The following is a 25,771-nucleotide window of genomic DNA, read 5'->3' as shown; positions in this document are numbered from 1 at the left end:
AAAGATTAAATCCCATATTCACAGACTTTGAATATATATAAATGTAGAGAAGAAAGTAGGAGGAAAAAATTATGAGAATCGCAATGGCGGGTAATCCCAATAGTGGTAAAACCACTATGTACAACGCCCTGACTGGTAGAAGCGAGAAAATTGGTAACTGGGCGGGTGTTACAGTTGACAAAAAAGAGAGCGTAATCAAGAAAAACTATTACGATGGAGACAAGGAACTGATCGCTGTAGATCTTCCCGGCGCTTATTCAATGTCACCATTTACTTCTGAGGAGAGCATCACAAGCGGATACGTTAAAAATGAGCATCCCGATGCCATAATCAACATAGTTGATTCCACAAACCTCAGCAGAAGCTTGTTCTTTACAACACAGTTGTTGGAATTGGGGATTCCGGTAGTTGTTGCTCTTAATAAGAATGATGCCAATGATAAAAAGGGAAATGCCATTGACGAAAAGCTCTTATCAGAAAAACTTGGATGTCCTGTTATAAAGACCGTAGCAACATCAGAAAAAGGTCTTAAGGATGTTGTTAAGGCTGCAGCTGACCTTTATGGAAAAGGACAGAGCGAGCCTTATGTTCAGGGCAACGTAGATGTAACAGATAAGAATGCGGTTGAAGCAGCTGACAGAAAGCGCTTCGAATTCGTTAATAAGATTGTAAGTGAAGTTGAAAATCGTAAGGTTCTTACAAAGGACAGAAATTTTGGCGATAAAATAGATGATATAGTAACACATCCTGTTATTGGAATATTTGTGTTTGCTGCTATTATGTGGCTTGTATTCTATATTTCACAGACAACAGTTGGAACATGGCTTGCTGATCTGCTTGCAGGATGGATTGAAACCTTCCAGGGCTTTGTAGGGGATAAGATGGCAGATGCCAATCCGCTTCTCTATGCACTGCTTGTTGATGGTATCATCGGTGGTGTAGGTGCTGTTGTAGGTTTCCTTCCACTTGTTATGGTAATGTACTTCCTCATCGCACTTTTAGAGGATTGCGGATATATGTCAAGAGCAACAGTAGTTCTTGATCCTATATTCAAGAGAGTTGGACTTTCAGGAAAATCAGTAATCCCTATGATTATTGGTACAGGTTGCGGAATACCTGCTATCATGGCATGCCGTACCATCAGAAATGAGAGAGAAAGACGCTCTACAGCAATGCTTGCAACATTTATGCCCTGCGGAGCAAAGCTTCCGGTTATAGCACTTTTTGCAGGTGCATTTTTCCCTGAGTCAAAATGGGTAAGCTTTATCTGCTACATGGGTGGTATTTTACTTATCCTGTTTGGAGCACTTCTCATCAAGGCTATCACAGGTATGAAGTACAGAAAGAGTTTCTTTATTATTGAGCTTCCTGAATATAAGGCTCCCAGTCTTATGTTTGCAGTAAAATCAATGCTCGAAAGAGGAAAAGCTTATATTGTAAAGGCAGGAACAATTATTCTTGTTTGTAACACAGTAGTTCAGATAATGCAGAGCTTTACTTTGGGATTCCAGCCTGTGGAAGAAGGCTTGGAGAGTACATCTATCCTTGCAACCGTTGCAGGACCTTTTGCTTATCTCCTTGTTCCTGTTGTAGGAATTGCCAGCTGGCAGCTTGCAGCAGCAGCCATCACAGGATTTATCGCAAAAGAGAACGTTGTTGGAACAATCGCTACAGTATTTGCAATTTCAAACCTAATTGATACAGAAGAACTTGAGCTTATCGGTGAAGGAAATGCAGTTGCAGCAGTTATGGGAATCACAAAGGTTGCAGCACTTGCATATCTTATGTTCAACTTATATACACCTCCGTGCTTTGCAGCTCTTGGTGCCATGAATTCAGAAATGAAGTCAGCAAAGTGGTTATGGGGTGCAATCGGACTTCAGCTTGCAACAGGATTTACAGTTGGATTCCTTGTATACCAGATCGGTACACTCGTTACAACAGGCAGCTTAGGTGCAGGATTTATCTACGGAATTATTGCAATTGCAGTATTTGCAGGTATAATAGTATATCTGATCAGAAGAAATCAGAAAGCAATGGTACTTGAGTACAAGCTTGATTGATAAAATGTTAATAGCGAAAGTAAGCCCGTTTTATACGGGCTTTACTTTCATATGACTTGTTTATATTGACGACTATCAAAAAGGAAAAAATATGGTATCTAATATACTTATCATCATAGGGTTGGTGATAATACTGGCTATAGCTCTAAGGGGCACAATTAAACACTTTAAGGGAGAAGGTGGATGCTGTGGGGGAGGCTCTACAGTAAGGGAGTCTGATAAAAAGCTTGATGGTCCCGTGATCAAGAGTAAAGTGTTTAAGATTGATGGAATGCATTGTGAAAATTGCACAGATAGAGTTAAACGTGCGATTAATAGAATTGACGGAGTTTCAGCAAAACTGAATCTCAGAAAAAAAGAAGCAGTAGTTCAATATGACCGTGAAGTGGACGATGCTGTTTTGATAAATGCGATAGAGGCTTTAGATTACAAGGTTATATCGGTGAATTAAATTTATCCTATATATCAGAGGTTATTCTATTAGCATTATCATAAGTTTTAATCAGGATGGAAGTAATATGGTCAATATAGTTGCAGGCGCAGTGATTGTAGTGATTGTAGGATTGGCAATCAGATATATTTATAAGGAAAAAAAGAAGGGCACTCATTGTATTGGATGTCCTATGGCAGGCAATTGTCATAAATATGGAAAAGCAAATAAAGAGAAGCCCTGTTGAGAGGGCTTTACTTTTAAATATAAGGTTAGCGCTCGCTAACATAACAGTGAAGGTAATATCAGACTAGTGAATTGGTGGGGACATAGCATGAGTAATGAACAGATAATAACTGCACTTAGGGCTAAAGGCATGCGCATCACAAAGCAAAGACGAATTGTTGCAAATGTGATTGCCGAGAATGATGGGGCTTCATGCAAGGATATCTGCTGTATTGTTCGTAATATGGATAAAACTATCGGAACAGCAACAGTTTATCGCATGATAAAGGCTTTAGAAGACATAGGGGTTGTTGAAAGAATAGATATGATCAAGCTCCAGTGAGTGATAGAATCTTGGATTTCATTGGAAATTCGATTATAATCTCTGAGAGGACTTCCCGTTGTGAGGAATCCGGGATATTGATCATCTAAAGGGGAATTAATATGCAACTTGAATTGCAGAACATTAAGAAATCCTATGGCGAGGGAGAAAGTAGGGTTAGTGTTCTTAAGGATATTAGCCTTAGTATTGAAAAAGGGGAATTTGTAGTGCTTCTTGGTCCTTCCGGATCAGGAAAGTCAACTCTTCTTAATATAATCGGTGGAATTGACAATGCTGATTCCGGAAAGATAATTATTAAAGATAAGAGTATGTCTGATATGGATGAAAAAGCTCTTACTTTATACAGAAGAGAGCATCTTGGGTTCATTTTTCAAATGTATAATCTTATACCCAATCTAACCGTTCGGGAAAATATTGAAGTTGGAGCATATCTCTCCAAGAGACCATTGGATATAGATGAATTAATTGAAGTACTGGGATTAAAAGATCATCAAAATAAGATACCAAGCCAGTTATCTGGTGGACAGCAGCAAAGATGTGCTATTGGAAGAGCTATCGTAAAGAATCCGGATATTCTATTGTGCGATGAACCGACAGGAGCGCTGGATTACAATACATCAAAGGAAATACTTGCTTTAATAGAAGAAGTGAATCAGAAATATGGCAATACTATCATTATGGTTACGCATAATGATGCAATCAAAAATATGGCTGATTATGTGGTTAAGCTTAGGGATGGAGTTATCAGGAAGAGCTATAGAAATGAAGAAAAAATGACTGCAGCTGAGCTTGACTGGTAAAGGAACATGGTATGAAAAATCCGCTAAATAAAAGGCTCTATAGGGAACTGACAGGAGATATAGGTAAATATATTGTTATTTTTATATTACTTGTTCTTTCAATCGGTTTTGTGTCGGGATTTATTGTTGCAGACGAGAGCATGATAAAAGCATACAATGAGAGCTTTGACAAATATTCCGTGGAAAATGGACATTTTATGACAGAGGAAAAGCTTTCTGAATCAGATATAATTCATATCACTAAAAAGAAAGTCAGTGTATATGAGAATTTCTATGTAGAAAAGGAATTTGATAATAATACAAAAATCAGAATTTATGCAGACAGGGATGAAGTAGACAGGGCGTGCGTGATGAAAGGGCGTCTTCCGAAAGAACATTTGGAAATAGCCATAGACAGAATGTATGCGGACAATAATGGTCTAAGAGTAGGGGATAAGCTTAAGAGTGGTACGGAATCCTATACTATTGTCGGACTTGTGGCTCTTTCTGATTATACAGCTTTGTTTTACAGCAATAATGATATGATGTTTGATTCCTCTGCATTCGGAGTTGCAGTAGTTTCAAGGGGACAATTTAATGAGTACGGTGAGAACGATATTTATTACAATTATTCCTGGTTATATGATGATGAACCTACAGATGAAGTGGCAGAAAAAGAAGTTTCTGATGAACTGATGGAGCTGATATCCAAAAGAGTCACTTTAGAGAACTTTATTCCAAGGTATTTGAACCAATCTATTGATTTTGCCGGTGATGATCTGGGAAAAGACAAAGTTATGATGGAAGTTCTTTTATATATCATTATCATCATAGTGGCGTTTGTTTTTGGGGTAACGATCAACAATACAATTCACAAGGAAGCCTCAGTGATAGGAACCCTTCGTGCTTCGGGATATACAATAAATGAGCTGATAAAGCATTATATGACAATGCCACTTATTGTGACGGTAATAGCTGCAATAATAGGAAATATCCTTGGATATACTTTCTTTAAAGATATTTGTGCCGGAATGTATTATGGTAGTTATTCACTGCCTACGTATGTAACAGTATGGAGTGCGGGAGCCTTCGTAAAAACCACTATCATACCACTATTTATAATGATTGTCATAACCTATACCATACTAAGAAGAAAGCTGTCGCTGAATCCATTAAAACTGCTAAGGCATGACCTGGCCGTAAAAAATCAGCGGTCTGTTGCACCTTTGAGCAGATATATCGGTTTTTTTGACAGATTTAGAATCAGGGTACTTATACAGAATAAGAGCAGCTATATTATTCTTTTTACAGGACTGTTTTTTGCAAATGTGATTCTGTTTTTTGGAATGATGTTGCCGCCACTTCTTGTTCATTATCAAGGGATTGTCACTAAGAATATGCTTGCGGAGCATACATATTTACTGCAGATACCTGCAGGAGCAATAGATTCAGATAATGAGTTGGCCGCAGCTTTTTCATATATAACGCTGCAGGGCAAAATTAATACAAATAATAAGACTGCGGAAAAATTCTCCGCAAACAGTCTTAAGACCATAGGTGACAATGGAACACGGATAGAGGATGTCACTTTATATGGGATTTCAGATAATAGCAAATTTATTAACGCTGATTTTGATGAAAAGACAGTACTGATCTCTTCAGCCTATGCTGATAAGTATGGCTATAAAAAAGGTTCGGTCATAACTTTAAAGGAACCTTATGAGGATAAATACTACGGATTTAAGGTGACAGGAATCTATGACTATGATGGCGGTATAGCTGTATTTATGAGTAGAAAGCACCTGAATGATGTATTGGGAATGGATGAAGATTTCTTTTCCGGGTATTTCTCAGAAACGGAAATTACTGACATAGAGAGTAAATATATAGGAACCACGGTGGATGAAGAGGCTCTTACCAGAGTATCAAGGCAGCTAATGATATCTATGGGGAATCTGATGTACATGGTTGATGGTTTTTCAGTGATCATGTTTATAGTGCTGATTTATCTCTTGTCCAAACTAATTATAGAAAGAAATGTGCAGTCAATATCCATGATCAAGATTCTTGGATATTCCAAAAAGGAAATAGCTGCGCTATATATAATACCTACTGCAATTGTTATAGTGTTATCGCTGCTTATCTCTTATCCGATTCTGTCTGTTATTATGGTGGGAATATTTAAGGCGATGTTGAAGCAGATGATGAGTGGGTGGCTGATCATTTGGCTTGATCCTTCTGTGTATGTAAAGATGTTTTTTATGGGAGTAATTACATATGCAGTTGTGGCAGTGATTGAATATAGGAGAATTAGTAAAATTCCTATGAATGAAGCGCTTAAAAATGTTGAGTAATAGACTATTAAAAGCTTCCTGTTTGTTACAGGAAGCTGAATTTTAAAACTGATGTTAGCGATAACTAACAAAGAGCGATTGGATACTGAGAATGCATTTTTGCAGAAGTTTACGGTATCCGTATCAGGGTGGAATAAATGTAGAGTTTTACTAAAGGAGGAAGGTTAAAATGGGGGACCAGCTGCTTATCAGGCTGTGCTCGCCTACCTTGGCGGGACTTAAGACAGGAAATCTTTTTTCTGTAGAAATTGATGACAGGGACAGGTTTAACTGTGAAGTCAGGGAGTTTAATTCAAGGCTTTGCGGTAAAGGTCTGAGAATGATACCTGTCAAATACTCAAAGGGGCATGTGCTTATTTATCTATACAGACCTTCCTTTTTGAAACGGGATTTTGCAAATGAAGAGGTCTGCAAGATTCTTAAGGAAAAGGGGTATTCTTACAAAAACGCGGATCTGTGCGTGGCTCAGCTTGCAAGGCATCTTTCAAGTGATCCGTCTTTTCCTCATGAGATAGGACTTTTCCTGGGCTATCCTGTGGAGGATGTGCTGGGATTCATGAAAAGTCCTGAGGAAGGGGTAAAGTACACAGGATTCTGGAAGGTTTACGGGGATAAAGACGCTGCACTAAAGACTTTTGATAAATATAAGAAGTGCACGGAGATATATAGTCATGCCCATAAGCAGGGAGCGTCTCTTGAACAGCTGGTAGTTAAGACAGGCTGATTGCTATAGTAAACGCAGCTATATCTGTCGTTTACAATTAATAAATTGCAGTAGGGATAATGAGTGACAATTCTGTGATAATTTGACTGATAAACTATTCTTGGAAGTAAGGAAATGACATTTTTACTGTAAAGGCGCATATGTAGCGCACTTTCACTAAGAGTAGGAGGACAGAATTATGAGAATAATCAGAATGTTACTTGGACTTATCGGAATACGCACAAAAAGATATATTGTTTGTCCCTGCGGAAGGTAAATATTTAATTACCTCCAATTATATTGTTGACTGCATGATGGCTGCTTATTAGAATTATTAATATAAAAACTAATGGGGTTACAATTAAAAGGAGGTATAATGAAAAACTATTTTGATCTTAGTGGGAAAGTAGCACTGGTTACAGGCGCTTCCTCCGGATTAGGGGTACAGTTTGCAAAAGCTCTTGCAGAACAGGGCGCAGATATCGCTATATGCGCAAGAAGAGTGGAAAGGCTTGAAGCTGTAAAAAAGGAAATTGAAGCACTCGGGGTTAAGTGCTTTGCTCACAAATGTGATGTTCTGAACACTGATGAGATCCGTGAAATGGTAAATGCAGTGGAAGAGCATTTTGGCAAGATTGATATTTTGATCAACAATGCCGGAGTAGGTGATGCTACTCCTTCAGAAGAGCTTACTGATGACACATGGCGCAATGTAATCGGCACAAATCTTGATGCTGTATTCTATGTGGCACGAGAAGTCGGAAAAGTAATGCTTAAAAACGGTTATGGTAAGATTGTGAATGTGGGTTCACTTCATTCTGAGGTTGTTATGCCTCCGGGAACATGGCCGGTGCCTGCTTATACGGCAGCAAAGGGCGGCGTAAAGATGCTCACAAAGTCACTTGCAGTTGAATGGGCAAGAAAAGGTATCACAGTCAATGCCATTGGACCTGCTTATTTCGGAAGTGAGATGACAAACGATATTCTTAGTACCGGTGGATTTGACCAGGTGGCACAGGCATATTGCCCTATGGGAAGAGCAGGTAAAGAAGGAGAGCTTAATGGAGCAGTTCTTTATTTTGCTTCTGATGCTTCTTCCTACACAACGGGACAGATTTTGTATATTGATGGAGGATGGACAGCTATCTGATCTGAGCCAGGTTCAATGGTCTTATAATCTATGAATTACATGTATATTGTTGAATGTGCTGATGGAACTTTATATTGCGGGTGGACGAACAACCTGGAAAAGCGCATCGATGACCATAATGCCGGAAAAGGCGCAAAATATACAAAACCAAGGCTTCCTGTTAAGCTTGTGTATTTTGAAACCTTTGACACAAAAGAAGAAGCTATGAGCCGGGAATGGCACATAAAGCAGCTTCCCAGAAAGAAGAAACTGGAATTGGTGTCCAAAGGAAAAGAGAATATCGATATTTCGTAATTGAATAAGCTAAAATATTAAAACGCTGTCACATATAGGTCATATGTGGCAGCGTTTTTAAATAATTTTTCTAGAAATCCCGAACAAGAATACCATAGGCAATTCCTACTTTTTTTCCACGGAGCAGATATTCTTTCATATTTCGCTGAAGGGTTGTGTTTTCCGGAAGATCAGATATTGATACATTACCTATTCCGCTACTTGGAATCTTGAAAACCCATTCAATGCAATCCATAGCCTCAGGCTCATATTTTGTAATATCAAAGGCGGCCTGGAATGAGAGAATGCGTGAGCCATCAGGTAAAAGCTCCTTTAAAGCCGGTGATAAGAGCCAGGTATCTACACATACAGGATCATCTTTTCTTTTCGGATAATATTTTCCCAAAAAAGTTCTCATCTTACGGACAGAGTCATTTAGATACTTCGGATCTAAATTTGCATCGGAAGGTATATGGAGATGGATATTATGTGCATCATCAGCAGCAAACTCATATTCAAGCTCTCCTATGCGGAATAGCTTTGCACTTGCCTGCCTGGTGGTCCAAAAGGCTCTGTCAAAGCCATAGCTGTTGCAGGAGACTTTATATTCATTTACAAATCTGGAAAAGCAGCCCATGGTGGCAATGAATATATCTTCAGGTAAATTGTGCCATTCACCGTTTTCTCTGCTTTCGAGGGATTTGAGAATATGCTGTGTCAGCTCGTCTATTCCCGGAAGAGAGAAGGAGCCTGTTTTTGCATAATTCAGGATATCACTTGTCACTTCGTCCGGCATATGAATTTCATATAAAAGCTTTTCAAGATTGTTTTCACTAAAAGTATTCAGTATCATGCCATTTTTCCTAACATTCTTCTTGCCATGTATTTAGATATATCGTACTTGTAGCATAGGCCTGTGAAAATAAAGGAAAGGATATTTCCTATGATAAATAATGAAATAGCTACAATAACAGATACCGTAAAATTCTGACCGATAAAATAATAGGCTCCAAAAAAAGGATTCGACAAAATACTTATGGAGGGAACAGTGAATAAAACAAATATTATCATGGCTACAAGAAAGAATTTGTAAGCAAATGCAAAATATATAAGGGCTAAGAATATCATAATTCCTAATTGCATTACATATGCTGACTGCATTGTATAATTTTCAGCGTCTGTCATCCCTTCAACTCCTGTATGCAGCATAAATGCACGATGCGCAATTATTATAAGCAATGATAGAGCCATAAAGGGAGTTGAAACCATATAAGGGAAGACGGTCTGAAGCTTTTTCTTAAGCGGTGAAGACTGAACCAGACCTGAAATTGATAGTGTTGTTAAAAGCTGGCCCAATATTACAGGGAGCAGGAAAATGTAAAATCCTCCCAGCATAGTATTCGAGTCTGAAAAGAACTCAAAAAAGATTCCTATCGCTGCAAAAATAGCCATGAATATAAGCTGTGTTTTTACCTGAGTTCCGTATTTTATAAGCTTTAAGCATTTAATAAATGTATTCATATTCTTTAACCTCATCTTACCAAAAAGTCAGTTGCCTTTATCATAAAAGCTATTCTCATAGCAGCGCTTAGCATGAAGATAGCTTAACGCTGTAACCAGTATGCTTAGAACAACTGCTAATACAATAAAGAGTATCAGCAGAGGAGTTCCCAGCTTTATACCGGTGAATGTCAAAGCGATGGCGCATAGTATAGCTAAGATGATGAAAGGAGTTGCAATAAATGGATATAGTGTAAAATTATCAAAATATCGAACTATATTTATTGATATAGTATAAAGAGCATATGCAGTAAGTGTTATGATCACGTTCACCGGAATGTAATACAAATCAGGCTTATTTAGAATTGATGTTATAACGGTGCATATCATAACAACTGCGAATAAGTGGATAAGGCTTCGCATATGCTCACTCATGATACCTCTTAAAAAGAGCTTTTTTCCATTGTAGGAGCTTCTTAGGATTAAATGATGTGAGTCCCTGGAATAAATACCGTTAAAGATAAAATAATCCCTCATGACCTCTGAATACATTGTATGTACAACCGTAAAGGTAATTGTCATCTCCGCTAATTCTAAAGAGACCAGAGCGTGAAACAGTATAATCACCACAGGAACAGCAAATCCAAAAATAAGCTTATCCCATATGCTATGAAATAGATTGTAAGTTTTTATTGTCTGGATCATGATGCGGCCCTCTTATCAACATCGTTTTTCCCAAGGATAGAGTATTTTTTCATGACATGTACTGAAATCTGAGAAAGCGTCGGCCTCTCAACAGCGATATCTATGCCTGAAAGCTTATCGAGATCATCTGACAGGCAGATTCCTTCAAATCCAAAGGAGCTTGAGGAAATGTTCTGGATGATCCTGGAAGCGTAGCTTTCGTCTTTTTTCTCACCCTTTACAACGATATATTTTTCTTTAAGATCCTCAACAAATCCCTGCTCTACGATTTTTCCCTGTTCAACTATTATTACGTAGTCGGTGATGCTCTCCATATCAGTGATGTTATGGGTGGAGAACAGTACACTCTTTTCACCCTCGTTCTCGTTAAGATAGTCTCTGAGCATGTTGCAGAGCTTGTCTCTCATAAGAGGATCAAGAGGAGATGCAGGCTCATCCAAAAGAAGAAGATCGGTGTCTCTTGCAAGGACTCCGGCAAGCATCAGCTTAACTCTGTTACCATCAGAGAGGCTGCTGACCTTCCTGTTCTTTTCAAAAGAAGCACCGGTGTAGAGTGCAAGTTCTCTGCATAATTGTCTGTATCTGTCAATGTGAAAATTGTCAAACAGCAGTTCCTGGAGATCTTCTACCTGATTTAAAGTCCAATGCGGGAAGAAATAATTATTTGTTCCTGTATAACCGATTCTGCTTTTTACAGCAGAATCCTTCTCTCTGTCTTTATCATTGTACTGTCCGAAAAACTTTAAATTACCTTTGTAATCAAGCTTTATTCCGGCAAGGATATCAAGAAGGGTAGTTTTGCCGGCTCCGTTCTCGCCTATGAGCGCTGTGGCAAAGCCCTTGGGAATCTGCAGATTCTCAATATCCAAAGTGAAATTCTTATACTTCTTAATGATGTTTTGTCCCTCTAAAACATAGTTGCATTCCATAATTCATCCCTCCAAATGTCCTAAGGAGTATCGTTTGCGTTGATTCCTTAGGTCAGTATAATGTTTGCATGATTGATTTCACATAACATCCAGTCTCAATAGCGTCTGTAATGTGTCAACAAGCTCTTCCTGAGTCATACCTGCGAGCTTGGCTGAGTAGATTGCGCTTAATAAAGCATCCTCAACCTTGCGCCGGTGCTGCTCCATGAGCATTTGTGTGTCCTGGGCATTAACATAATATCCCTTGCCCTGAACCGCTGTAACAAGCCCCTCCTGTTCCAACTGCTCGTATGCCTTAAGAGTAGTGATAACACTAATCTTAAGGTCCTTGGCAAGTCCGCGTATGGAAGGCAGATACTCTCCCTGTTGCAGCTTACCTTCAAGTATGTCGGTCCTGAAGCTATCAGCAATCTGTTGATAAATCGGGACTCCCGACGATTGCAATATTTTCATTTTTCCTCCTGATAGCAAAACATTGTTACATATAACTGTTCATGTGTTATATATACAACTATAACACACCCGTGTCAACATCTTTTTTGTCAAATCCCCTCTGGCTCGTGTCATGGCGTGAATAAAAAATTTAGTTGACTGACGCGGTGCTGTGATGTATCATGTACACAATTGAATAGCATCTTCAGGGCAGGGTGCAAGTCCCTACCGGTGGTATAGCCCACGAGCCGTAAGGCAAGATTCGGTGTGATTCCGAAGCCGACAGTATAGTCTGGATGGAAGAAGATTAGTGTTATATTTGTATTGATTCCAATTTTTCTGAATAAAAACGGGAATCCAGGAACATTTGCTCTGAGATTGTATATCTCAGAGTTTTTTGTTTTATATAACATGTTTGCCCCGGAGTTATTTCCGGGGCTTATTTTATTCAATAGAAATTCCTTCGGATTTCCTATTGAATAAAAAGCGCTCCGCTATGGATGCGACTGGTGCGCAGATGAATTTTGCAAGCTAAAGCTTGCGCGCACCAGCGCGCAAAGAATTGCGAACGACTCTTTGTTCTGCACTGAGCTATTTGCAACTTAGTGCGAGTCATGCAAGTCCATTTGCTGGTGGAGCATGAAGTAAGGAAAAGGAGGAGAAATGGAAGACAAAAGCTTCATGGAACGAGCTCTTACACTTGCAAAAAAGGGCGCAGGATTTGTTAATCCTAATCCAATGGTAGGAGCTGTAATTGTGAAAAACGGGAAAATCATAGGTGAAGGCTACCATGAACAGTACGGCGGTCTACACGCTGAGAGAAATGCCCTTAAAAACTGCAAGGAATCGCCAAAAGGCGCCACAATATACGTTACTTTGGAGCCCTGCTGTCACTATGGAAAAACACCGCCTTGTACAGAGGCAATTATTGAAAGCGGGATATCCAGAGTAGTTATAGGAACGCTTGATGTGAACCCACTTGTAGCAGGGAAAGGCGCTAAAATCCTTGCTGATAACGGAATCAGAGTAGAAGTGGGAGTTCTTGAAAAAGAATGCAGAAGACTTAACCGCGTTTTCAACAAATATATGACTACAAAGCTTCCGTACGTGGTTATGAAGTATGCCATGACTGCGGATGGCAAGATTGCCACTACCTCAGGAGAGTCCAAATGGATAACCGGGGATGAAGCAAGAGAAAATGTACACAGGCTAAGGAAAAATCTCTCAGGAATAATGGTTGGTGTATCTACGGTTATAGCTGATGATCCAAGCCTTAACTGCAGACTTGACGAGCCTTCAAAAGATCCTGTAAGGATCATCTGTGATTCAAATCTCAGAACACCGTTTGATTCTGTTGTTGTAAAAACTGCAAATGAGGGGGAGACAATCATTGCGACTTCATCAGAGGATGATGTCAAAATCGCAGAGTATGAGAAGCGTGGATGCAGAGTTTTAAGGGTTCCTCAGGGAAAGAATGGAATAGATCTGAATTACCTTATGAAGGAAATTGGAAAAATCGGCATCGACAGTGTCTTACTTGAAGGCGGTGGAACCGTGAACTTCAGCGCACTTGAGAGCAGGATAGTCGATGAGGTTCACATCCACATGGCGCCAAAGATATTTGGAGGAAGAAGCAAATCTCCTGTTGAAGGTGTAGGCATTAGCGACATAGGAAATGCCATAAAGCTGAATCCTGTTAATAGCAGCTGGTGCGGAAATGATCTTGTTATAGAAAACGAGGTGATTTACTAGTGTTTACAGGTATTGTGGAAGAGCTTGGAAAAGTTCAGAGAATAACCAGAGGAAGTAAGGAACAGCAGATTTTTATCGGTTGCAACAAAATACTTGATGACATTCATTTGGGAGACAGTATTGCTGTCAATGGAGTTTGTCTGACGGTAGTTGATCATGGCAACGGCTATTTTGTAGCGGATGTTATGAATGAAACCTTCTCCAGATCAGGGCTTGGAGCGCTGGTTAGTGGGAGCTTTGTCAACCTTGAGAGGGCGATGCCTGCAAATGGAAGGTTCGGAGGCCATATCGTCAGCGGACATATAGATGGAACAGGAAAAATAAAGAGTATAAGGCAGGATGGAAATGCTGTCTGGTTTGAAATAAGTACAGACAAAAAGATTCTTGACGGAATAGTTGAAAAAGGCTCTGTTGCTATTGATGGAATAAGCCTTACCGTTGCAGATGTGACAAGTAACAGCTTCAAAGTGTCAATAATACCTCATACCTTAAAGGAAACGGTGTTAGGGCATAGAAAAAATGGAGACACTGTTAATCTTGAAAATGATGTAGTCGGTAAATATGTAAAGAAATTTGTTGAAGGTGCGCAAAAAAGCGGTCTGACCAAAGAATTTCTGATGGCAAACGGATATTGATTACTTGCTTTAAGGAAGGGAATATATGGAAAAAGAACTAATCGAAAAAGCGATAAAAGATTTACAAAATGGAAATGTTATCCTGGTGATGGATGACGAAGGCAGAGAAAATGAGGGAGATTTCATCTGTGCAGCAGAATATGCGACTACAGAAAACGTTAATCTAATGGCAACTGTGGGAAAGGGGCTTATATGCATGCCAATGAGTGAGGAAATATCAGTAAAGCTCGCACTTTCGCCTATGGTAAGTCATAACACTGATAATCATGAGACAGCCTTCATGACTTCAATTGATTATGTAGGAACAACCACCGGAATATCAGCTGCGGAGAGGGGACTTACAGCCAGAAGCTGCGTGCAGGATGATGTAAATCCTATGCATTTCAGAAGACCCGGACACATGTTTCCTCTTGTTGCTAAAAAGGGCGGAGTTATAGAGCGCCCCGGCCATACTGAGGCGACAGTAGATCTCATGAAACTTGCAGGACTTAAGGAATGTGGTCTTTGCTGTGAAATCATGGCAGATGACGGCACAATGATGAGAGGAGATGACCTTAGAAAGCTTGCTGAGCGCATGGGAATCACTTTTATTACTATTCCTCAGCTGGTGGAATATAGAAAGGTATACGACAAACTTGTTGAGTGTGTTGCGATTGCAAAAATGCCAACAAAATATGGAGAATTCACGGCGCACTGCTATATCAACAAGCTAAACGGCGAGCATCACGTAGCACTGGTACTCGGAGATATAAGTGACGGCAAAGATGTCCTCTGCAGAGTGCACTCAGAGTGCCTTACAGGAGATGTATTTGGCTCCCTTAGATGTGACTGCGGACAGCAGTTTGATGCTGCTATGAAGGCAATTGCCCAAAATGGCAGAGGAGTGCTTTTGTATATGAGACAGGAGGGCAGAGGAATCGGCCTTGTTAATAAGCTCAAAGCCTATAAGCTTCAGGATGGCGGAATGGATACCCTTGATGCCAATATAGCCCTTGGTTTCCCCGGAGACCTTAGAGAATATTATACAGGCGCTCAGATTTTGAGAGATATGGGAATTCATTCTCTGGAGCTGCTTACGAATAATCCTGACAAGGTTTATCAGCTGGAGGATTATGGAATTGAGATTACAAAAAGAGTTCCGATTGAGATAAAAGCCAACAGCTATGACATTTTTTATCTAAAAACAAAGAAGATCCGCATGGGTCACTTACTGGAGGTGTAATTGTATGAAAATCTATGAAGGAAAACTGGTATCAGAAGGCGTTAAGGTCGGCATTGTTGTGGCAAGGTTCAACGAGTTTATCACATCCAAGCTCCTTGGAGGTGCAATTGATGGCCTTAAGCGTGAAAATGTAAAGGAAGAGGATATTGAGGTGGCATGGGTTCCCGGGGCTTTTGAGATTCCGCTTATTGCTAAAAAGATGGCTGACAGCAAGAAATATGATGCTGTAATCTGCCTTGGAGCAGTAATCCGCGGAGCGACCTCCCACTATGACTTCGTTTGCTCTGAGGTATCAAAGGGCATTGCGCAGGTGAGTCTGAATTCGGAAGTTCCTGTAATGTTTGGAGTTCTTACCACGGATACCATTGAACAGGCAGTGGAGAGAGCAGGCACAAAGGCTGGAAATAAGGGCTTTGAATGTGCTCAGGGAGCCATAGAGATGGTGAATCTCATAAGAGAAATGAACTGAAAAAAAGTGGAGGAGATGGTGTGAGATAAACACCATCTTCCAATGCAGTCGGCTTTAGTGATTCATTCCATATATGCCCCTTTCATTGGGCTTACGGCATGTTCACTAAAGAGCTTCAAAACACCCTTTTTATATTTCATATCTTTGGGTTTCCAGTTTTTCTTTCTCTCAATAAGAATGTCTTCAATTTCCTTCTCGGTTTTGCGTTCACCTTTTACACCGATGATATTGAGCTTTCTCTCAAATACGTCCAGTTCTATGAGGTCTCCTTCTTCCACAAGTGCAATGGGACCACCATCTGCAGCCTCCGGTGAGCAATGACCGATCACCGGACCGGTGGATGCACCGGAGAATCTTCCATCCGTAATAAGTGCGATAGTTTTACCAAGCTCTTTATCAGAGCTAATTGCCTCGGATGTGTAGAACATTTCAGGCATTCCACTACCCTTAGGGCCTTCATATCGGATAAATACCGCATCTGACTTATTAACCCTGTGGTGAAGCACTGCATCAAGGCATTCCTCTTCTGAGTCGAAAGGTCTTGCAGTCAATATAGCCTTAAACATCTCTTTAGGGCAGGCTGTATGCTTTATAACAGCCCCTTCAGGCGCAAGATTCCCTTTAAGGATTGCAATGCTTCCATCCGTTCCTATCGCATTGTCATAGGGCCTTATTACATCCTCCTTTGAAATCTTCACACCATATCTTTCTCCGAAAGCAGCAAGAAGCTTTGCACACTTTTCATAAAAGTTGTTATTTTTTAACATATCGAGATTTTCACCGAGAGTCTTACCTGTAACAGTCATGGCATCAAGGTGTAAAAGTGGCCTTAGTTCTTCCATTATTGCAGGAACACCGCCCGCGTAATAGAAAACCTCTGCAGGCCATTTACCTGCAGGTCTTACATTCAGAAGGTAATGGGCATTTCTGTGTAATCGGTCAAAGGTTTCTCCTGTTATCTCTATACCAAGCTCATGTGCAATGGCAGGTAAATGAAGCAGACAATTTGTGGATCCTGATATTGCAGCATGAACCAGGATAGCGTTTTCAAAGCTTTCCATCGTAACAATTTTTGATGGTCTCATGTTATCCATTCCAGCTATCAGGGCAGCTCTTTTTCCGGATTCATATGCATAATCCAGTAAATCTGCAGACATGGCTGGCATCAGAGCACTTCCGGGAAGTGACAATCCCAGAGCCTCTGCCATAATCTGCATAGTTGAGGCTGTTCCCACAAAAGAACAAGCTCCGCAGCTTGGACAGGCATTACGTTTGGCAAAATCAAACTCTTCTTTCCCTATTTCTCCTCTTTCAAACTTTGCGCTATACATACCAAGCTGTTCAAGAGTCAGCATATCAGGGCCTGCATTCATCGTTCCTCCGGAGATAAAAACAGAAGGCATATCAACTCGCATCATCCCCATAAGATTCCCGGGTACGCCCTTGTCACAGCTTGCAATGAACACTCCTGCATCAAAAGGAGTTGCCATGGCCTGAATCTCGATCATACCGGCGATCATCTCCCTGCTGGCAAGACTATAATTGATGCCATCTGTCCCCTGGCTTTCACCATCGCACATATCTGTGCAGAAATAACGGGCGCCGAATCCACCTGCATCCTTTACGCCTTTTCTCACCATCTCGACTAATTTATCAAGATGACCGCTTCCCGGATGACTGTCACCAAAAGTGCTTTCGATAAAAATCTGTGGCTTGGACAAATCCTCCTTTGACCAGCCTGTTCCCAGGCGTAAAGGGTCCATTTCCGGTGCTTTTTTCCTCATTTCCTGACTTTTAAGTTCCATATATTATCTCTCCAAGCAATTCACATTTATATCTAACATTATGACATTCCTACATTAAAAATCCAAGAAAGCTTCCATCAAGTAATAAAAATAGTATGACTTTCAGCCATACATAATATGCGTGGTAAATAATTGTTAATAATTAATTAAGAAAACATCAACACTCATCTTATAAATAGTCATTAAAATAATATTGAAACATTATAATCTATTCTGGTTCAATTTTTCATATGGAACTGTGCTATGATCGTTGACTGATTCAAGCTTAGAGGTAAAATATGGCAAATCCGATATTGTACATTAATGCTTGTGTAAGAAAAGAATCAAGAACCGCTATCCTCGCTCAAAAGCTTCTTAAAAAGCTGGAGCAGCCTTATGATGAGGTTAGACTTGAAGGTCTTACTTTTCCTACTGTTAATGAGGACTATCTTGGTAAGCGCGATAAGCTTATTTCAGAGGGTGACTTTAATAATTCTATGTTTGATCTTGCCCGTCGTTTCGCAGAGGCAGAGTGCATTGTTATAGCTGCTCCATTTTGGGATTTATCTTTCCCTGCCATGTTAAAGCAGTATCTGGAGCTGGTTAATGTCGTAGGAATCACATTCAGGTATTCGGAAGAGGGCATTCCTATCGGTCTGTGTAAAGCATCCAGAATATTCTATGTGACTACAGCAGGTGGGAATTTTGTCCCCAAAGCCTACGGTTTCGAATATGTTAAGGCGCTGGCACAGAGCTATTATGGCATTGAGGATGTACGTCTCATAAAGGCTGTCGGCCTGGATATCTATGGCGCTGACGTGGATGCTATTATGCGCTCCGCAGAGGATGCTGTGGAAAATATGAAAATAGATTAATTGTTCAAAGGAGAACTGTATGAAACTCTATCATACAAGCGATGTGATTATTAAAGATCCCAGTATCACAAGAGGCAGGAAAAATGCGGACTTTGGGCAAGGTTTCTACTTATCTTCTGACCTGGAGTTTTCCAGAAGATGGGCTGTAAAGGATTCACTTATAAACGAATACGAACTTGATGAAAATGGTCTTGAGATAATCCGTCTGTCAAGGAATGCTGATTGGTTTGAAAAAATCATGAAAAACAGGCGTCTTGAGGATACTCTGCCTGCTGATATAGTGATAGGTCCCATCGCCAATGACACATTATTTGATACTCTGGGGATTATTGGAAGCGGCTTTTTAAGCAGCGACGAAGCTCTTTCTCTTCTGATGATCGGTCCTGAATATACTCAGGTAGTGATAAAGACCCAGAAGGCTTTGGATCAGCTAGTCTGGCAAAGAGCCTTTGATGCAGGTCAGGATGAAGAACTTTTAGAAACTATCAGAAAAGAACGCGAGCAGTATCAGATTGATTTTTCTGAAGCGATGAAAAAAATGTAAAGCTCAATGTTTCTAAAAACAATTCCCTCTTTAGTCAGAGTAATGAAAAGTCAAATCTAAAAAGGAATGGCACTATAAGTAGTACGACACAAACGGTACATATATGAGGGAGTTAAAATGGCAAAGAGGGCACAGGTAAAAGAAAATTTCATGGGTACTGAAAAGGTCAGCAAACTTGTTATCTCAACCGGAATCCCACTCATGCTGAGTCTTTTGATAAATTCACTGTATAATCTTGTGGATTCAGTATTCGTTTCAAGAATATCTGAAGATGCGTTAACAGCATTATCTCTTGCAGGCCCTGTCCAGCTAATTGTTTCATCGCTTGGACTTGGAAATGCAGTAGGACTAAATGCAGTAATATCCAAGGCACTTGGTGAAAAGAGACCTGATAAGGTTAAGAATTCTGAGCACATGATGGGAATAGGAATAGTAGCTATCAGAATTCTTGCGATAGCATATCTTTTGTATATACCCGGAACTGTGTTCGCGGCAGGTCTTCAGGGACTTTCCTACGGAACCAGAAGCATGTTCATTACAATGATAAGACAAGCAATATTACCTTTGATTTTTGCATATACAATCAGTCAATTCGGTAATATCAGTTTTGTGTGGATAGCATTTGTGATAGCGGAATTATTAGGACTTCCTGTAGCTGTTTTGACATGGAAAAAGAGCTTAAATGACGCAACTATCAATCTTCCGGGTTTGGAGCAGGAGATGAATTCTTAAAGGTAAACATGTTTCCGTTCACTTAAGCGCATTTTTTTGTAAAAGGAGAGAATATGATCACGGTAAATATTTATTACACAGGAACTAATGGAAGTGCACGCAAGTTTGCAGAGGATATGGAGAAAAGTGGTACTGCGCAAAAAATACGTTCTGAAAAGGGAAATGTCAGATATGAATACTTTTTCCCTATGAATGATCCGGAAACAGTGCTACTGATCGATGCGTGGGACAGCCAGGAGGCGATTGATATTCATCATGAATCACCGATGATGAAAACTATAATTGAATTGCGTGAAAAATATGATCTTCACATGAGAGTTGAAAGATATACATCAGACATTATGCCTGAATCAGACGAAGGATTTATAAGAGCATGATTAAATCAATATCTCATTTCTGTTGTACCCTGTAATTAAAGTGGTTAGGGCTAAGCTGTTTGTGACATACCCTGTTCAAAATAAGTACACAAACTGTTAACATCCTATTAAATTTGAGTTAAGGAAGTGCTGATAAGATAACTATATCGAAGGACGAAGACCTTTGATGAAATTAGAAACAATAATCTTTTTCATAACGCTGTCTGGTTTAGAACCAGACAGCTCCTCCCTTAAATATTCAGGCTGTCATGCGTAATTCGTGTGGCAGCCTTTAATAATGCAATTAGTCACCAAAAGATGAAAATAAAATGCATAAATTCGCCAAACCTGTGATATATTGTTTCAGTACAGATTGTTAAAATAATAACTGTAACAAGACAATATTATTATTAAGAGGGAAGGTGAAATCCATGTTGACAAACACAACAGTCACAATCATCATTGCAGCCATTATTATTTTGGCAATTCTTATCATAGCAGCAGGCTATGTGAAAGCTCCGCCGGATAAGGCATTTATCATATCCGGTATCAGAAGAGTTCCACGTATTCTTATTGGTAGAGCAGGAGTTAAAGTTCCATTCCTCGAAAGAGTTGATAAACTCTATCTTGGACAAATGACAGTAGACATTAAAACAGAGCAGTCTGTTCCTACCAATGACTTCATCAATGTAAATGTTGATGCAGTAGCAAAGGTAAGGATCGGAACAACTCCTGAAGCAATTCAACTCGCTGCTAAGAACTTCTTAAACAAGTCTCCTGAGCAGATTACTATGGATCTTCAGGATTCACTGCAGGGTAATATGCGTGAGATTATCGGTACTTTGGCTCTTAAGACTATCAATACCGATAGAGACAGCTTCTCAGATCAGGTTATGGAGAAGGCTTCAAGAGACATGAATAAGCTTGGTATCGAGATTCTTTCCTGTAACATCCAGAATGTAACAGATGAAAATGGTCTTATCAGTGATCTTGGTATGGATAACACAGCTAAGATCAAGAAGGATGCAGCAATTGCGAAAGCTCAGGCTGACAGGGACGTGGCTATAGCAAAAGCTGAGGCTGACAAGGCAGCTAATGATGCAAGAGTTCTTGCACAGACAGAGATTGCTGAAAAAAACAATGCACTTGCCATCAAGCAGGCAGAACTTAAGAGAGAAGCTGATACAGCAAGCGCTGTAGCTGATGCAGCTTATGAGATTCAGACTCAGGAACAGCAGAAGTCAATTCAGACAGCAACTGTTAATGCTCAGATTGCAAAGGCTGAACGTGAAGCAGAACTTAAACAGAAGGAAGTTATTGTAAAACAGCAGGAACTTGCCGCTGAAATTGAGAAGAAGGCTGATGCTGAGAAATATCAGGCTGAGAAAAAGGCTGAAGCAGAGCTGGTTCAGAGACAGAAAAAGGCTGAGGCTGCCAAGTACGAGCAGGAGCGTGAGGCTGATGCAAAGAAGGCACAGGCTGAAGCTCAGAAGTACGCTGCAGAGCAGGAAGCTGCAGGTATCAAGGCAAAATATGATGCTGAGGCTGCAGGTATCGCTGCAAAAGGTAAGGCAGAAGCTGAAGCAATCAGAGCAAAAGGTATCGCGGAAGCAGAAGCTATGGAGAAAAAAGCGGAAGCATACAAGAAGTACAACGGAGCTGCTATGGCTGAGATGATGATCAAAATCATGCCTCAGATGGCTGCTGAGATTGCTAAGCCTCTTTCACAGATTGATAAGATTAACATCTATGGAACAGGGGATGGCTCAAATGGTGCAAGTCAGATTTCAGGAAACATGCCGATTGTTATGAAGCAGGTATTTGATACCATGTCAGAGGCAACAGGTGTTGATTTCACAGAAATCATGAGAGCCGGCACGTATGATGCCAAGGTTAACAAGAACATTAACCTTAGCGGGGACGGAGTGAATGTTACCATTGATAAAGATAACAATTAAACAGCCGGGAAATTTGCGAGGCAGAATTTGGAGTATTCTACTATAAGACGTGCAACCTTATTGCTTTTTATGAGTAATCCATCGCGGTACATCTTATAGGACTCAATATAAGAAGCAATAGCTGTACGGAGTTTTCCCTTTTTAAAGGGCATAGGATAAACTTCAATATAGTGATTTTTGCAATATGTAAGTAGTTCCTGCAGAGAAATAAGTGATTCCTTCTTTTTCTGCAGGAACGGTAAATACATAGCCATTCTTTCTGTAAACAACCAGTACATGGTGTCTTGGTAGAGCATATTGAAAGTATGCTCCTGGATATACCGGATCTGATCTTCAGTTATGTTGTAGCTTATTTCATTTGTTTTTTTCATATTAAGACTCACAGTACAAGTATAGGAAGAGTAATGAAAACTGCGACAAGAACAATCGTACCAACGGCAGCGAGTATTCTGTTTCTGATGTCGCTCACATTTCTGTACTTTCCGTTATATTCTATAGTATCTATGATTTTATCTTTATTATCATACGGTTTCATGATAAATACCTCAAAATGTAAAAATGCACACACTTCTTGTGTTGTATAAAGCATAGTCACAAATTGTGTAGATTCTGCATCGGAAGGCTTAAAAATTTATAAATAGCTCTAAAAATTATTATTACTATGCAAATATGTGAATTTAGAATTTTTTTATAAATACTGCCCTGATTCTGTAAGAATAGTAATTGACGCTAATATTGTTAGTATATGATAACGTCACAGATAAGGCAATTACAGAAAGACAGGGAAGCATGGGCCGGATTATTTTTGTTGTCTAAAGTTAACATAGTAAAAATTTTATATAAGTTTTATACATTTTTAACAAATAGATAGTAGTTTTAGGGTACCGAATGTGACATATGGTAGAAAAATTAAATCTTATATAATTTTTTGTTGCGCAAGCAAATACTCTCAATTATAATTCCAATTTGTAATATTCAGGGCAAAGCAGGTGAAAGCCTGTGGCGCAAAGCTATAGGGACTTTAAAATGTCAGCCAGTTGCATCTTAAATATTAAGATTTGAAGCATGGGACATGATTCCATGCTTTTTTTGCTTTTTAAGAGATTATTCTTTTTGAAGCAAAAATGTATCGCGGGAGAGTTATCCTGCCTGCAAAAATCTGGTCACATGATTATATGTGGCTATAACTACTTGCGTTATAGAAATGCCGTTACTGTTTCTATAAGGCAAATGCACCGTTTTTTATTCAAGATTGCAAATGACAATCGGAAAGGTATTTTATGAACACAAAAAGTAGAAACATGGTCCGTCGTATTATTCTCATAGCCTCTATCCTTGCACTGCTTATGTCATTTTTCATAGGCCTTATTGGCTTTAATCATATTAAGAAGGCTTATTTCACTTCCTTCCAGGAAGGCTTGCATGCTGCAGCTATCCTTTTGGAAGATGAATTATCCAATCAGATTTCAGGAGACTGGACATTGGGAGAAGATGGTCAGCTCTTAAAGGGTGAGACACCTGTACATGATTTGTATCAGGGACAGCTTGATGAACTTAATAGAAAGACAGGTATGCACTATACTGTATTCTTTGGTGATACACGTTATATTACTTCACTTAAAGATGCTGAAACAGGGGTGCGTATGGAAGGCACTAAGGCATCAGACGTTGTAGTAGATGAAGTATTAAGAAAAGGTGATGAGTATCTTGCTGCTAATTTTGAAATCGCAAATCAGAACTGGTATGCATATTATCTTCCTCTTAAAAACGCTGATGGCTCAGTTATTGGTATGATTTTTGCCGGCCGTGATACAACAATTGTTGACGGTAACATGAGAGCTGCAGGTTTAGCAATAATAGCAACATTTTTGATATTCTTTGTATTTAATCTTATAGTTGCACGTATTCTTATCACAAAAACTTCAAATTCCATCAAAGACATCACAGATGGTCTTAAGAAGCTGGAAGATGGTGAGCTTTCATTCTATATTGAAGATCGTACATTTAACCGTAAGGACGAGCTTGGTGTTATTGCTGCAAGTTCAGCGCAGGTTCGTGACAAGCTTCAGGATGTTATCAGCGCTACAAAGAAGCTTTCTGAAGATGTAACTAAGTCAGGTGAGACTCTTGCAAGTTCAGCAGAGTCAGCTTCACGTGTTGCAGAGCAGGTTACATGCGCTGTTGAAGATATCAGCCGCGGAGCAGCTTCACAGGCTGAGAGCATGGAAAGCTCTGTAAACAATACAAATGAGATGGGCGACAGTATCGATGAGATTACAGATAGAATCGAGAGTCTCTCAGCTGCAGCAGATGAGATGTTAACAGGTGCAAATCGCACAGTTGATACACTTAGCGATCTTATGAATAAAAATGAGGATGTTATGACATCCATGAAGGATATCAATGATCAGATTCGTCTTACAAATGATTCAGTTATGGACATTGCCGAGGCGTCAAATGTAATCACACAGATAGCAGAGCAGACACATCTTCTTTCTCTTAATGCAACAATAGAAGCTGCAAGAGCAGGAGATTATGGTAAGGGATTCTCAGTTGTTGCTTCAGAAATCGGTATTCTTTCTTCAGAGTCAAAGAAGGCTGCTGTTTCAATTAGTCAGATAGTTGAGACTCTTGTAGCAGAATCAAAAAAGAGTGTTGAGACTATGCAGAGACTTGGCGAAAGCATGCAGGAGCAGAACGCACAGCTTACATCTACAAAGGATGATATGGATGTTGTTGTATCCAATGTAAATAACGTTGATAACTCAACCAGAATGATTTCTGAAAAGATTCATCTCCTTAACCAGCTTAAGGCAAGCTTTACTGATATTATTTCAGAGCTTTCAGCTATTTCTCAGCAGAATGCAGCATCTACTGAGGAAACAAATGCTTCAATGGAAGAGCTTAATTCTACATTTGCGCTTATAAGCAATGCGGCTAATGATCTTCGTGATATGGCTGAAACACTTAATGAGAAGATGGATTTCTTCTCACTTGATAAGATGTCAGCATAATCGTTATAGCTGATAAATATTCATAGTAATCATAAGGATTTAATTATGGAAAGGTATGGCTTCGGTCATACCTTTTTGAATGCATTCTTTTTATATCTATATCATAGATTTAACTGTACAAAAAACTATAAAAAATAGTCCAATATTTATGATGTATCAGCGAGAAAACTCCTTCCTACATAGTCGGTGGGGGATGAATCGCTGACACTCAGTGCTTTGCTTTACTATATCGTCCTGTCTTTTCATATTTTCTTTTGTGGTCATCCGTGCGCTGGCTTTCTATATATTTTTTCACTGTCTCAAGTGAAACGGATCCGGTTGTGGCGCAAAAATAACTCCTGCTCCAGAAAAGAGCATCTCCCCACAGATATTTTTCTATATGTTCACGATATTTGATTCTGACTTCTTTAGAGAGCTGGGACTTTAAGGTGTTTATCAGTTTTACCGGAGCAACATCCGGAGGCATGGAGATAAGCATGTGTATATGATCCTCATCTGTCTCAGCAGAAAGCATATCGCAGTTCATCCTTCCACACAGATAAGC

General features: G+C 39.7%; 28 protein-coding genes and 2 riboswitches. Of the genes, 19 read left to right on the top strand and 9 right to left on the bottom strand.

Annotation, left to right across the window (positions count from 1 at the left end; genetic code table 11):
- Nucleotides 1-71: 71 nt before the first annotated feature.
- The 9 genes from feoB to T501_RS09245 all read left to right on the top strand — a co-directional run bounded on the left by feoB (nt 72) and on the right by T501_RS09245 (nt 8,341).
- Nucleotides 72-2,063 (top strand): ferrous iron transporter B, encoded by a 1,992-nt coding sequence (feoB, locus tag T501_RS09280; RefSeq protein ID WP_026510682.1) that lies wholly within the window; start codon nt 72-74, stop codon nt 2,061-2,063.
- Between the two features lie 91 nt (nt 2,064-2,154).
- Nucleotides 2,155-2,514 (top strand): heavy-metal-associated domain-containing protein, encoded by a 360-nt coding sequence (locus tag T501_RS09275; protein WP_026510683.1) that lies wholly within the window; start codon nt 2,155-2,157, stop codon nt 2,512-2,514.
- A 67-nt stretch (nt 2,515-2,581) separates the two neighbouring features.
- Entirely contained in the window at nt 2,582-2,740 is a 159-nt protein-coding gene (locus tag T501_RS20775) for a FeoB-associated Cys-rich membrane protein (RefSeq protein ID WP_081675265.1), read from the top strand.
- 87 nt (nt 2,741-2,827) lie between these two features.
- Nucleotides 2,828-3,061, top strand: coding sequence for a Fur family transcriptional regulator (locus T501_RS09270; protein ID WP_026510684.1), 234 nt, complete (start codon nt 2,828-2,830; stop codon nt 3,059-3,061).
- Between the two features lie 101 nt (nt 3,062-3,162).
- Nucleotides 3,163-3,861, top strand: coding sequence for an ABC transporter ATP-binding protein (locus tag T501_RS09265; protein ID WP_044914478.1), 699 nt, complete (start codon nt 3,163-3,165; stop codon nt 3,859-3,861).
- Nucleotides 3,862-3,872: 11 nt separating this feature from the next.
- A complete protein-coding gene (locus tag T501_RS09260; protein WP_044914477.1) occupies nt 3,873-6,194 on the top strand; it encodes an ABC transporter permease in 2,322 nt (773 codons plus the stop codon).
- A 169-nt stretch (nt 6,195-6,363) separates the two neighbouring features.
- Nucleotides 6,364-6,918, top strand: a complete 555-nt coding sequence (locus T501_RS09255; protein ID WP_026510686.1) for a DUF3793 family protein — start codon at nt 6,364-6,366, stop codon at nt 6,916-6,918.
- 355 nt (nt 6,919-7,273) lie between these two features.
- A complete protein-coding gene (locus T501_RS09250; RefSeq protein ID WP_044914476.1) occupies nt 7,274-8,047 on the top strand; it encodes an SDR family oxidoreductase in 774 nt (257 codons plus the stop codon).
- A 30-nt stretch (nt 8,048-8,077) separates the two neighbouring features.
- Nucleotides 8,078-8,341, top strand: a complete 264-nt coding sequence (locus T501_RS09245; RefSeq protein ID WP_026510688.1) for a GIY-YIG nuclease family protein — start codon at nt 8,078-8,080, stop codon at nt 8,339-8,341.
- Nucleotides 8,342-8,411: 70 nt separating this feature from the next.
- Here T501_RS09245 and T501_RS09240 read toward each other — a convergent pair whose 3' ends face one another.
- From T501_RS09240 to T501_RS09220, 5 genes are all read right to left on the bottom strand, one after another.
- Nucleotides 8,412-9,173 carry an acyltransferase domain-containing protein gene (locus T501_RS09240; RefSeq protein WP_044914475.1) on the bottom strand — a complete coding sequence of 254 codons (762 nt, stop codon included), beginning with the start codon at nt 9,171-9,173 and terminating at the stop codon, nt 8,412-8,414.
- Nucleotides 9,170-9,841: a hypothetical protein gene (locus tag T501_RS09235; protein ID WP_044914474.1), complete on the bottom strand. Its 672-nt coding sequence runs from the start codon at nt 9,839-9,841 to the stop codon at nt 9,170-9,172. The genes T501_RS09240 and T501_RS09235 overlap by 4 nt, the downstream gene beginning before the upstream one ends.
- Nucleotides 9,842-9,868: 27 nt before the next feature.
- Complete coding sequence (locus tag T501_RS09230) at nt 9,869-10,525, bottom strand: hypothetical protein (protein ID WP_044914473.1); 657 nt, start codon at nt 10,523-10,525, stop codon at nt 9,869-9,871.
- Nucleotides 10,522-11,454, bottom strand: coding sequence for an ATP-binding cassette domain-containing protein (locus T501_RS09225; RefSeq protein WP_044914472.1), 933 nt, complete (start codon nt 11,452-11,454; stop codon nt 10,522-10,524). The genes T501_RS09230 and T501_RS09225 overlap by 4 nt, the downstream gene beginning before the upstream one ends.
- 78 nt (nt 11,455-11,532) lie before the next feature.
- The gene (locus tag T501_RS09220; RefSeq protein ID WP_026510691.1) at nt 11,533-11,907 is read right to left on the bottom strand and encodes a GntR family transcriptional regulator; all 375 of its coding nucleotides are present in this window, start codon (nt 11,905-11,907) and stop codon (nt 11,533-11,535) included.
- A gap of 176 nt (nt 11,908-12,083) precedes the next feature.
- A riboswitch (FMN riboswitch) is annotated at nt 12,084-12,198 on the top strand.
- A gap of 351 nt (nt 12,199-12,549) precedes the next feature.
- Between T501_RS09220 and ribD the strand changes: the two genes are divergently transcribed.
- The 4 genes from ribD to ribH are packed head-to-tail and all read left to right on the top strand — an operon-like array spanning nt 12,550 to nt 15,964.
- Entirely contained in the window at nt 12,550-13,638 is a 1,089-nt protein-coding gene (gene ribD, locus T501_RS09210; RefSeq protein WP_044914470.1) for a bifunctional diaminohydroxyphosphoribosylaminopyrimidine deaminase/5-amino-6-(5-phosphoribosylamino)uracil reductase RibD, read from the top strand.
- Complete coding sequence (ribE, locus tag T501_RS09205) at nt 13,638-14,273, top strand: riboflavin synthase (RefSeq protein ID WP_026510693.1); 636 nt, start codon at nt 13,638-13,640, stop codon at nt 14,271-14,273. The genes ribD and ribE overlap by 1 nt, the downstream gene beginning before the upstream one ends.
- A 25-nt stretch (nt 14,274-14,298) precedes the next feature.
- Nucleotides 14,299-15,495 (top strand): bifunctional 3,4-dihydroxy-2-butanone-4-phosphate synthase/GTP cyclohydrolase II, encoded by a 1,197-nt coding sequence (locus T501_RS09200; RefSeq protein ID WP_044914468.1) that lies wholly within the window; start codon nt 14,299-14,301, stop codon nt 15,493-15,495.
- Between the two features lie 4 nt (nt 15,496-15,499).
- The gene (gene ribH / locus T501_RS09195) at nt 15,500-15,964 is read left to right on the top strand and encodes a 6,7-dimethyl-8-ribityllumazine synthase (RefSeq protein ID WP_044914466.1); all 465 of its coding nucleotides are present in this window, start codon (nt 15,500-15,502) and stop codon (nt 15,962-15,964) included.
- A gap of 62 nt (nt 15,965-16,026) precedes the next feature.
- Here ribH and ilvD read toward each other — a convergent pair whose 3' ends face one another.
- On the bottom strand, nt 16,027-17,769 hold the full coding sequence (gene ilvD, locus T501_RS09190; RefSeq protein ID WP_044914464.1) for a dihydroxy-acid dehydratase: 1,743 nt from the start codon (nt 17,767-17,769) through the stop codon (nt 16,027-16,029).
- 278 nt (nt 17,770-18,047) lie between these two features.
- Between ilvD and T501_RS09185 the strand changes: the two genes are divergently transcribed.
- The 5 genes from T501_RS09185 (at nt 18,048) to T501_RS09165 (ending at nt 22,213) form a co-directional block, all read left to right on the top strand.
- On the top strand, nt 18,048-18,623 hold the full coding sequence (locus tag T501_RS09185; protein WP_044914462.1) for an NAD(P)H-dependent oxidoreductase: 576 nt from the start codon (nt 18,048-18,050) through the stop codon (nt 18,621-18,623).
- Nucleotides 18,624-18,642: 19 nt separating this feature from the next.
- Complete coding sequence (locus T501_RS09180) at nt 18,643-19,167, top strand: DUF3990 domain-containing protein (protein ID WP_044914461.1); 525 nt, start codon at nt 18,643-18,645, stop codon at nt 19,165-19,167.
- 117 nt (nt 19,168-19,284) lie between these two features.
- Entirely contained in the window at nt 19,285-19,899 is a 615-nt protein-coding gene (locus T501_RS09175; protein WP_044914459.1) for an MATE family efflux transporter, read from the top strand.
- A gap of 53 nt (nt 19,900-19,952) precedes the next feature.
- The gene (locus T501_RS09170; protein WP_044914458.1) at nt 19,953-20,276 is read left to right on the top strand and encodes a putative quinol monooxygenase; all 324 of its coding nucleotides are present in this window, start codon (nt 19,953-19,955) and stop codon (nt 20,274-20,276) included.
- A 410-nt stretch (nt 20,277-20,686) separates the two neighbouring features.
- The gene (locus T501_RS09165; protein ID WP_196814203.1) at nt 20,687-22,213 is read left to right on the top strand and encodes a flotillin family protein; all 1,527 of its coding nucleotides are present in this window, start codon (nt 20,687-20,689) and stop codon (nt 22,211-22,213) included.
- Here the strand turns inward: T501_RS09165 and T501_RS09160 are convergent.
- Together T501_RS09160 and T501_RS21270 are read right to left on the bottom strand one after the other, a co-directional pair.
- Complete coding sequence (locus T501_RS09160; protein ID WP_026510701.1) at nt 22,210-22,584, bottom strand: hypothetical protein; 375 nt, start codon at nt 22,582-22,584, stop codon at nt 22,210-22,212. The genes T501_RS09165 and T501_RS09160 overlap by 4 nt on opposite strands.
- 8 nt (nt 22,585-22,592) lie before the next feature.
- Nucleotides 22,593-22,748 carry a hypothetical protein gene (locus tag T501_RS21270; RefSeq protein WP_155831461.1) on the bottom strand — a complete coding sequence of 52 codons (156 nt, stop codon included), beginning with the start codon at nt 22,746-22,748 and terminating at the stop codon, nt 22,593-22,595.
- A 434-nt stretch (nt 22,749-23,182) separates the two neighbouring features.
- Nucleotides 23,183-23,258, top strand: a riboswitch (cyclic di-GMP riboswitch).
- 235 nt (nt 23,259-23,493) lie between these two features.
- Between T501_RS21270 and T501_RS09155 the strand changes: the two genes are divergently transcribed.
- Nucleotides 23,494-25,227, top strand: coding sequence for a methyl-accepting chemotaxis protein (locus T501_RS09155; RefSeq protein ID WP_044914456.1), 1,734 nt, complete (start codon nt 23,494-23,496; stop codon nt 25,225-25,227).
- 208 nt (nt 25,228-25,435) lie between these two features.
- Here T501_RS09155 and tnpA read toward each other — a convergent pair.
- Nucleotides 25,436-25,771, bottom strand: a 336-nt coding sequence (gene tnpA, locus T501_RS09150) for an IS200/IS605 family transposase (RefSeq protein WP_044914454.1), incomplete at its 5' end; no start/stop codon positions are given.

Origin of the sequence: Butyrivibrio sp. WCE2006, assembly GCF_000701985.1 — a bacterium.
Classification (GTDB): domain Bacteria; phylum Bacillota; class Clostridia; order Lachnospirales; family Lachnospiraceae; genus Butyrivibrio.
This window is presented reverse-complemented; position numbering and strand designations above follow the sequence as displayed.

Excerpts from the sequence above, each read along its gene's own strand:
- feoB (WP_026510682.1), top strand. The coding sequence starts at position 72 with ATGAGAATCGCAATGGCGGGTAATCCCAATAGTGGTAAAACCACTATG.
- T501_RS09275 (WP_026510683.1), top strand. The coding sequence starts at position 2,155 with ATGGTATCTAATATACTTATCATCATAGGGTTGGTGATAATACTGGCT.
- T501_RS20775 (WP_081675265.1), top strand. The coding sequence starts at position 2,582 with ATGGTCAATATAGTTGCAGGCGCAGTGATTGTAGTGATTGTAGGATTG.
- T501_RS09270 (WP_026510684.1), top strand. The coding sequence starts at position 2,828 with ATGAGTAATGAACAGATAATAACTGCACTTAGGGCTAAAGGCATGCGC.
- T501_RS09265 (WP_044914478.1), top strand. The coding sequence starts at position 3,163 with ATGCAACTTGAATTGCAGAACATTAAGAAATCCTATGGCGAGGGAGAA.
- T501_RS09260 (WP_044914477.1), top strand. The coding sequence starts at position 3,873 with ATGAAAAATCCGCTAAATAAAAGGCTCTATAGGGAACTGACAGGAGAT.
- T501_RS09255 (WP_026510686.1), top strand. The coding sequence starts at position 6,364 with ATGGGGGACCAGCTGCTTATCAGGCTGTGCTCGCCTACCTTGGCGGGA.
- T501_RS09250 (WP_044914476.1), top strand. The coding sequence starts at position 7,274 with ATGAAAAACTATTTTGATCTTAGTGGGAAAGTAGCACTGGTTACAGGC.
- T501_RS09245 (WP_026510688.1), top strand. The coding sequence starts at position 8,078 with ATGAATTACATGTATATTGTTGAATGTGCTGATGGAACTTTATATTGC.
- T501_RS09240 (WP_044914475.1), bottom strand. The coding sequence starts at position 9,173 with ATGATACTGAATACTTTTAGTGAAAACAATCTTGAAAAGCTTTTATAT.
- T501_RS09235 (WP_044914474.1), bottom strand. The coding sequence starts at position 9,841 with ATGAATACATTTATTAAATGCTTAAAGCTTATAAAATACGGAACTCAG.
- T501_RS09230 (WP_044914473.1), bottom strand. The coding sequence starts at position 10,525 with ATGATCCAGACAATAAAAACTTACAATCTATTTCATAGCATATGGGAT.
- T501_RS09225 (WP_044914472.1), bottom strand. The coding sequence starts at position 11,454 with ATGGAATGCAACTATGTTTTAGAGGGACAAAACATCATTAAGAAGTAT.
- T501_RS09220 (WP_026510691.1), bottom strand. The coding sequence starts at position 11,907 with ATGAAAATATTGCAATCGTCGGGAGTCCCGATTTATCAACAGATTGCT.
- ribD (WP_044914470.1), top strand. The coding sequence starts at position 12,550 with ATGGAAGACAAAAGCTTCATGGAACGAGCTCTTACACTTGCAAAAAAG.
- T501_RS09200 (WP_044914468.1), top strand. The coding sequence starts at position 14,299 with ATGGAAAAAGAACTAATCGAAAAAGCGATAAAAGATTTACAAAATGGA.
- ribH (WP_044914466.1), top strand. The coding sequence starts at position 15,500 with ATGAAAATCTATGAAGGAAAACTGGTATCAGAAGGCGTTAAGGTCGGC.
- ilvD (WP_044914464.1), bottom strand. The coding sequence starts at position 17,769 with ATGGAACTTAAAAGTCAGGAAATGAGGAAAAAAGCACCGGAAATGGAC.
- T501_RS09185 (WP_044914462.1), top strand. The coding sequence starts at position 18,048 with ATGGCAAATCCGATATTGTACATTAATGCTTGTGTAAGAAAAGAATCA.
- T501_RS09180 (WP_044914461.1), top strand. The coding sequence starts at position 18,643 with ATGAAACTCTATCATACAAGCGATGTGATTATTAAAGATCCCAGTATC.
- T501_RS09175 (WP_044914459.1), top strand. The coding sequence starts at position 19,285 with ATGGCAAAGAGGGCACAGGTAAAAGAAAATTTCATGGGTACTGAAAAG.
- T501_RS09170 (WP_044914458.1), top strand. The coding sequence starts at position 19,953 with ATGATCACGGTAAATATTTATTACACAGGAACTAATGGAAGTGCACGC.
- T501_RS09165 (WP_196814203.1), top strand. The coding sequence starts at position 20,687 with ATGTTGACAAACACAACAGTCACAATCATCATTGCAGCCATTATTATT.
- T501_RS09160 (WP_026510701.1), bottom strand. The coding sequence starts at position 22,584 with ATGAAAAAAACAAATGAAATAAGCTACAACATAACTGAAGATCAGATC.
- T501_RS21270 (WP_155831461.1), bottom strand. The coding sequence starts at position 22,748 with ATGAAACCGTATGATAATAAAGATAAAATCATAGATACTATAGAATAT.
- T501_RS09155 (WP_044914456.1), top strand. The coding sequence starts at position 23,494 with ATGAACACAAAAAGTAGAAACATGGTCCGTCGTATTATTCTCATAGCC.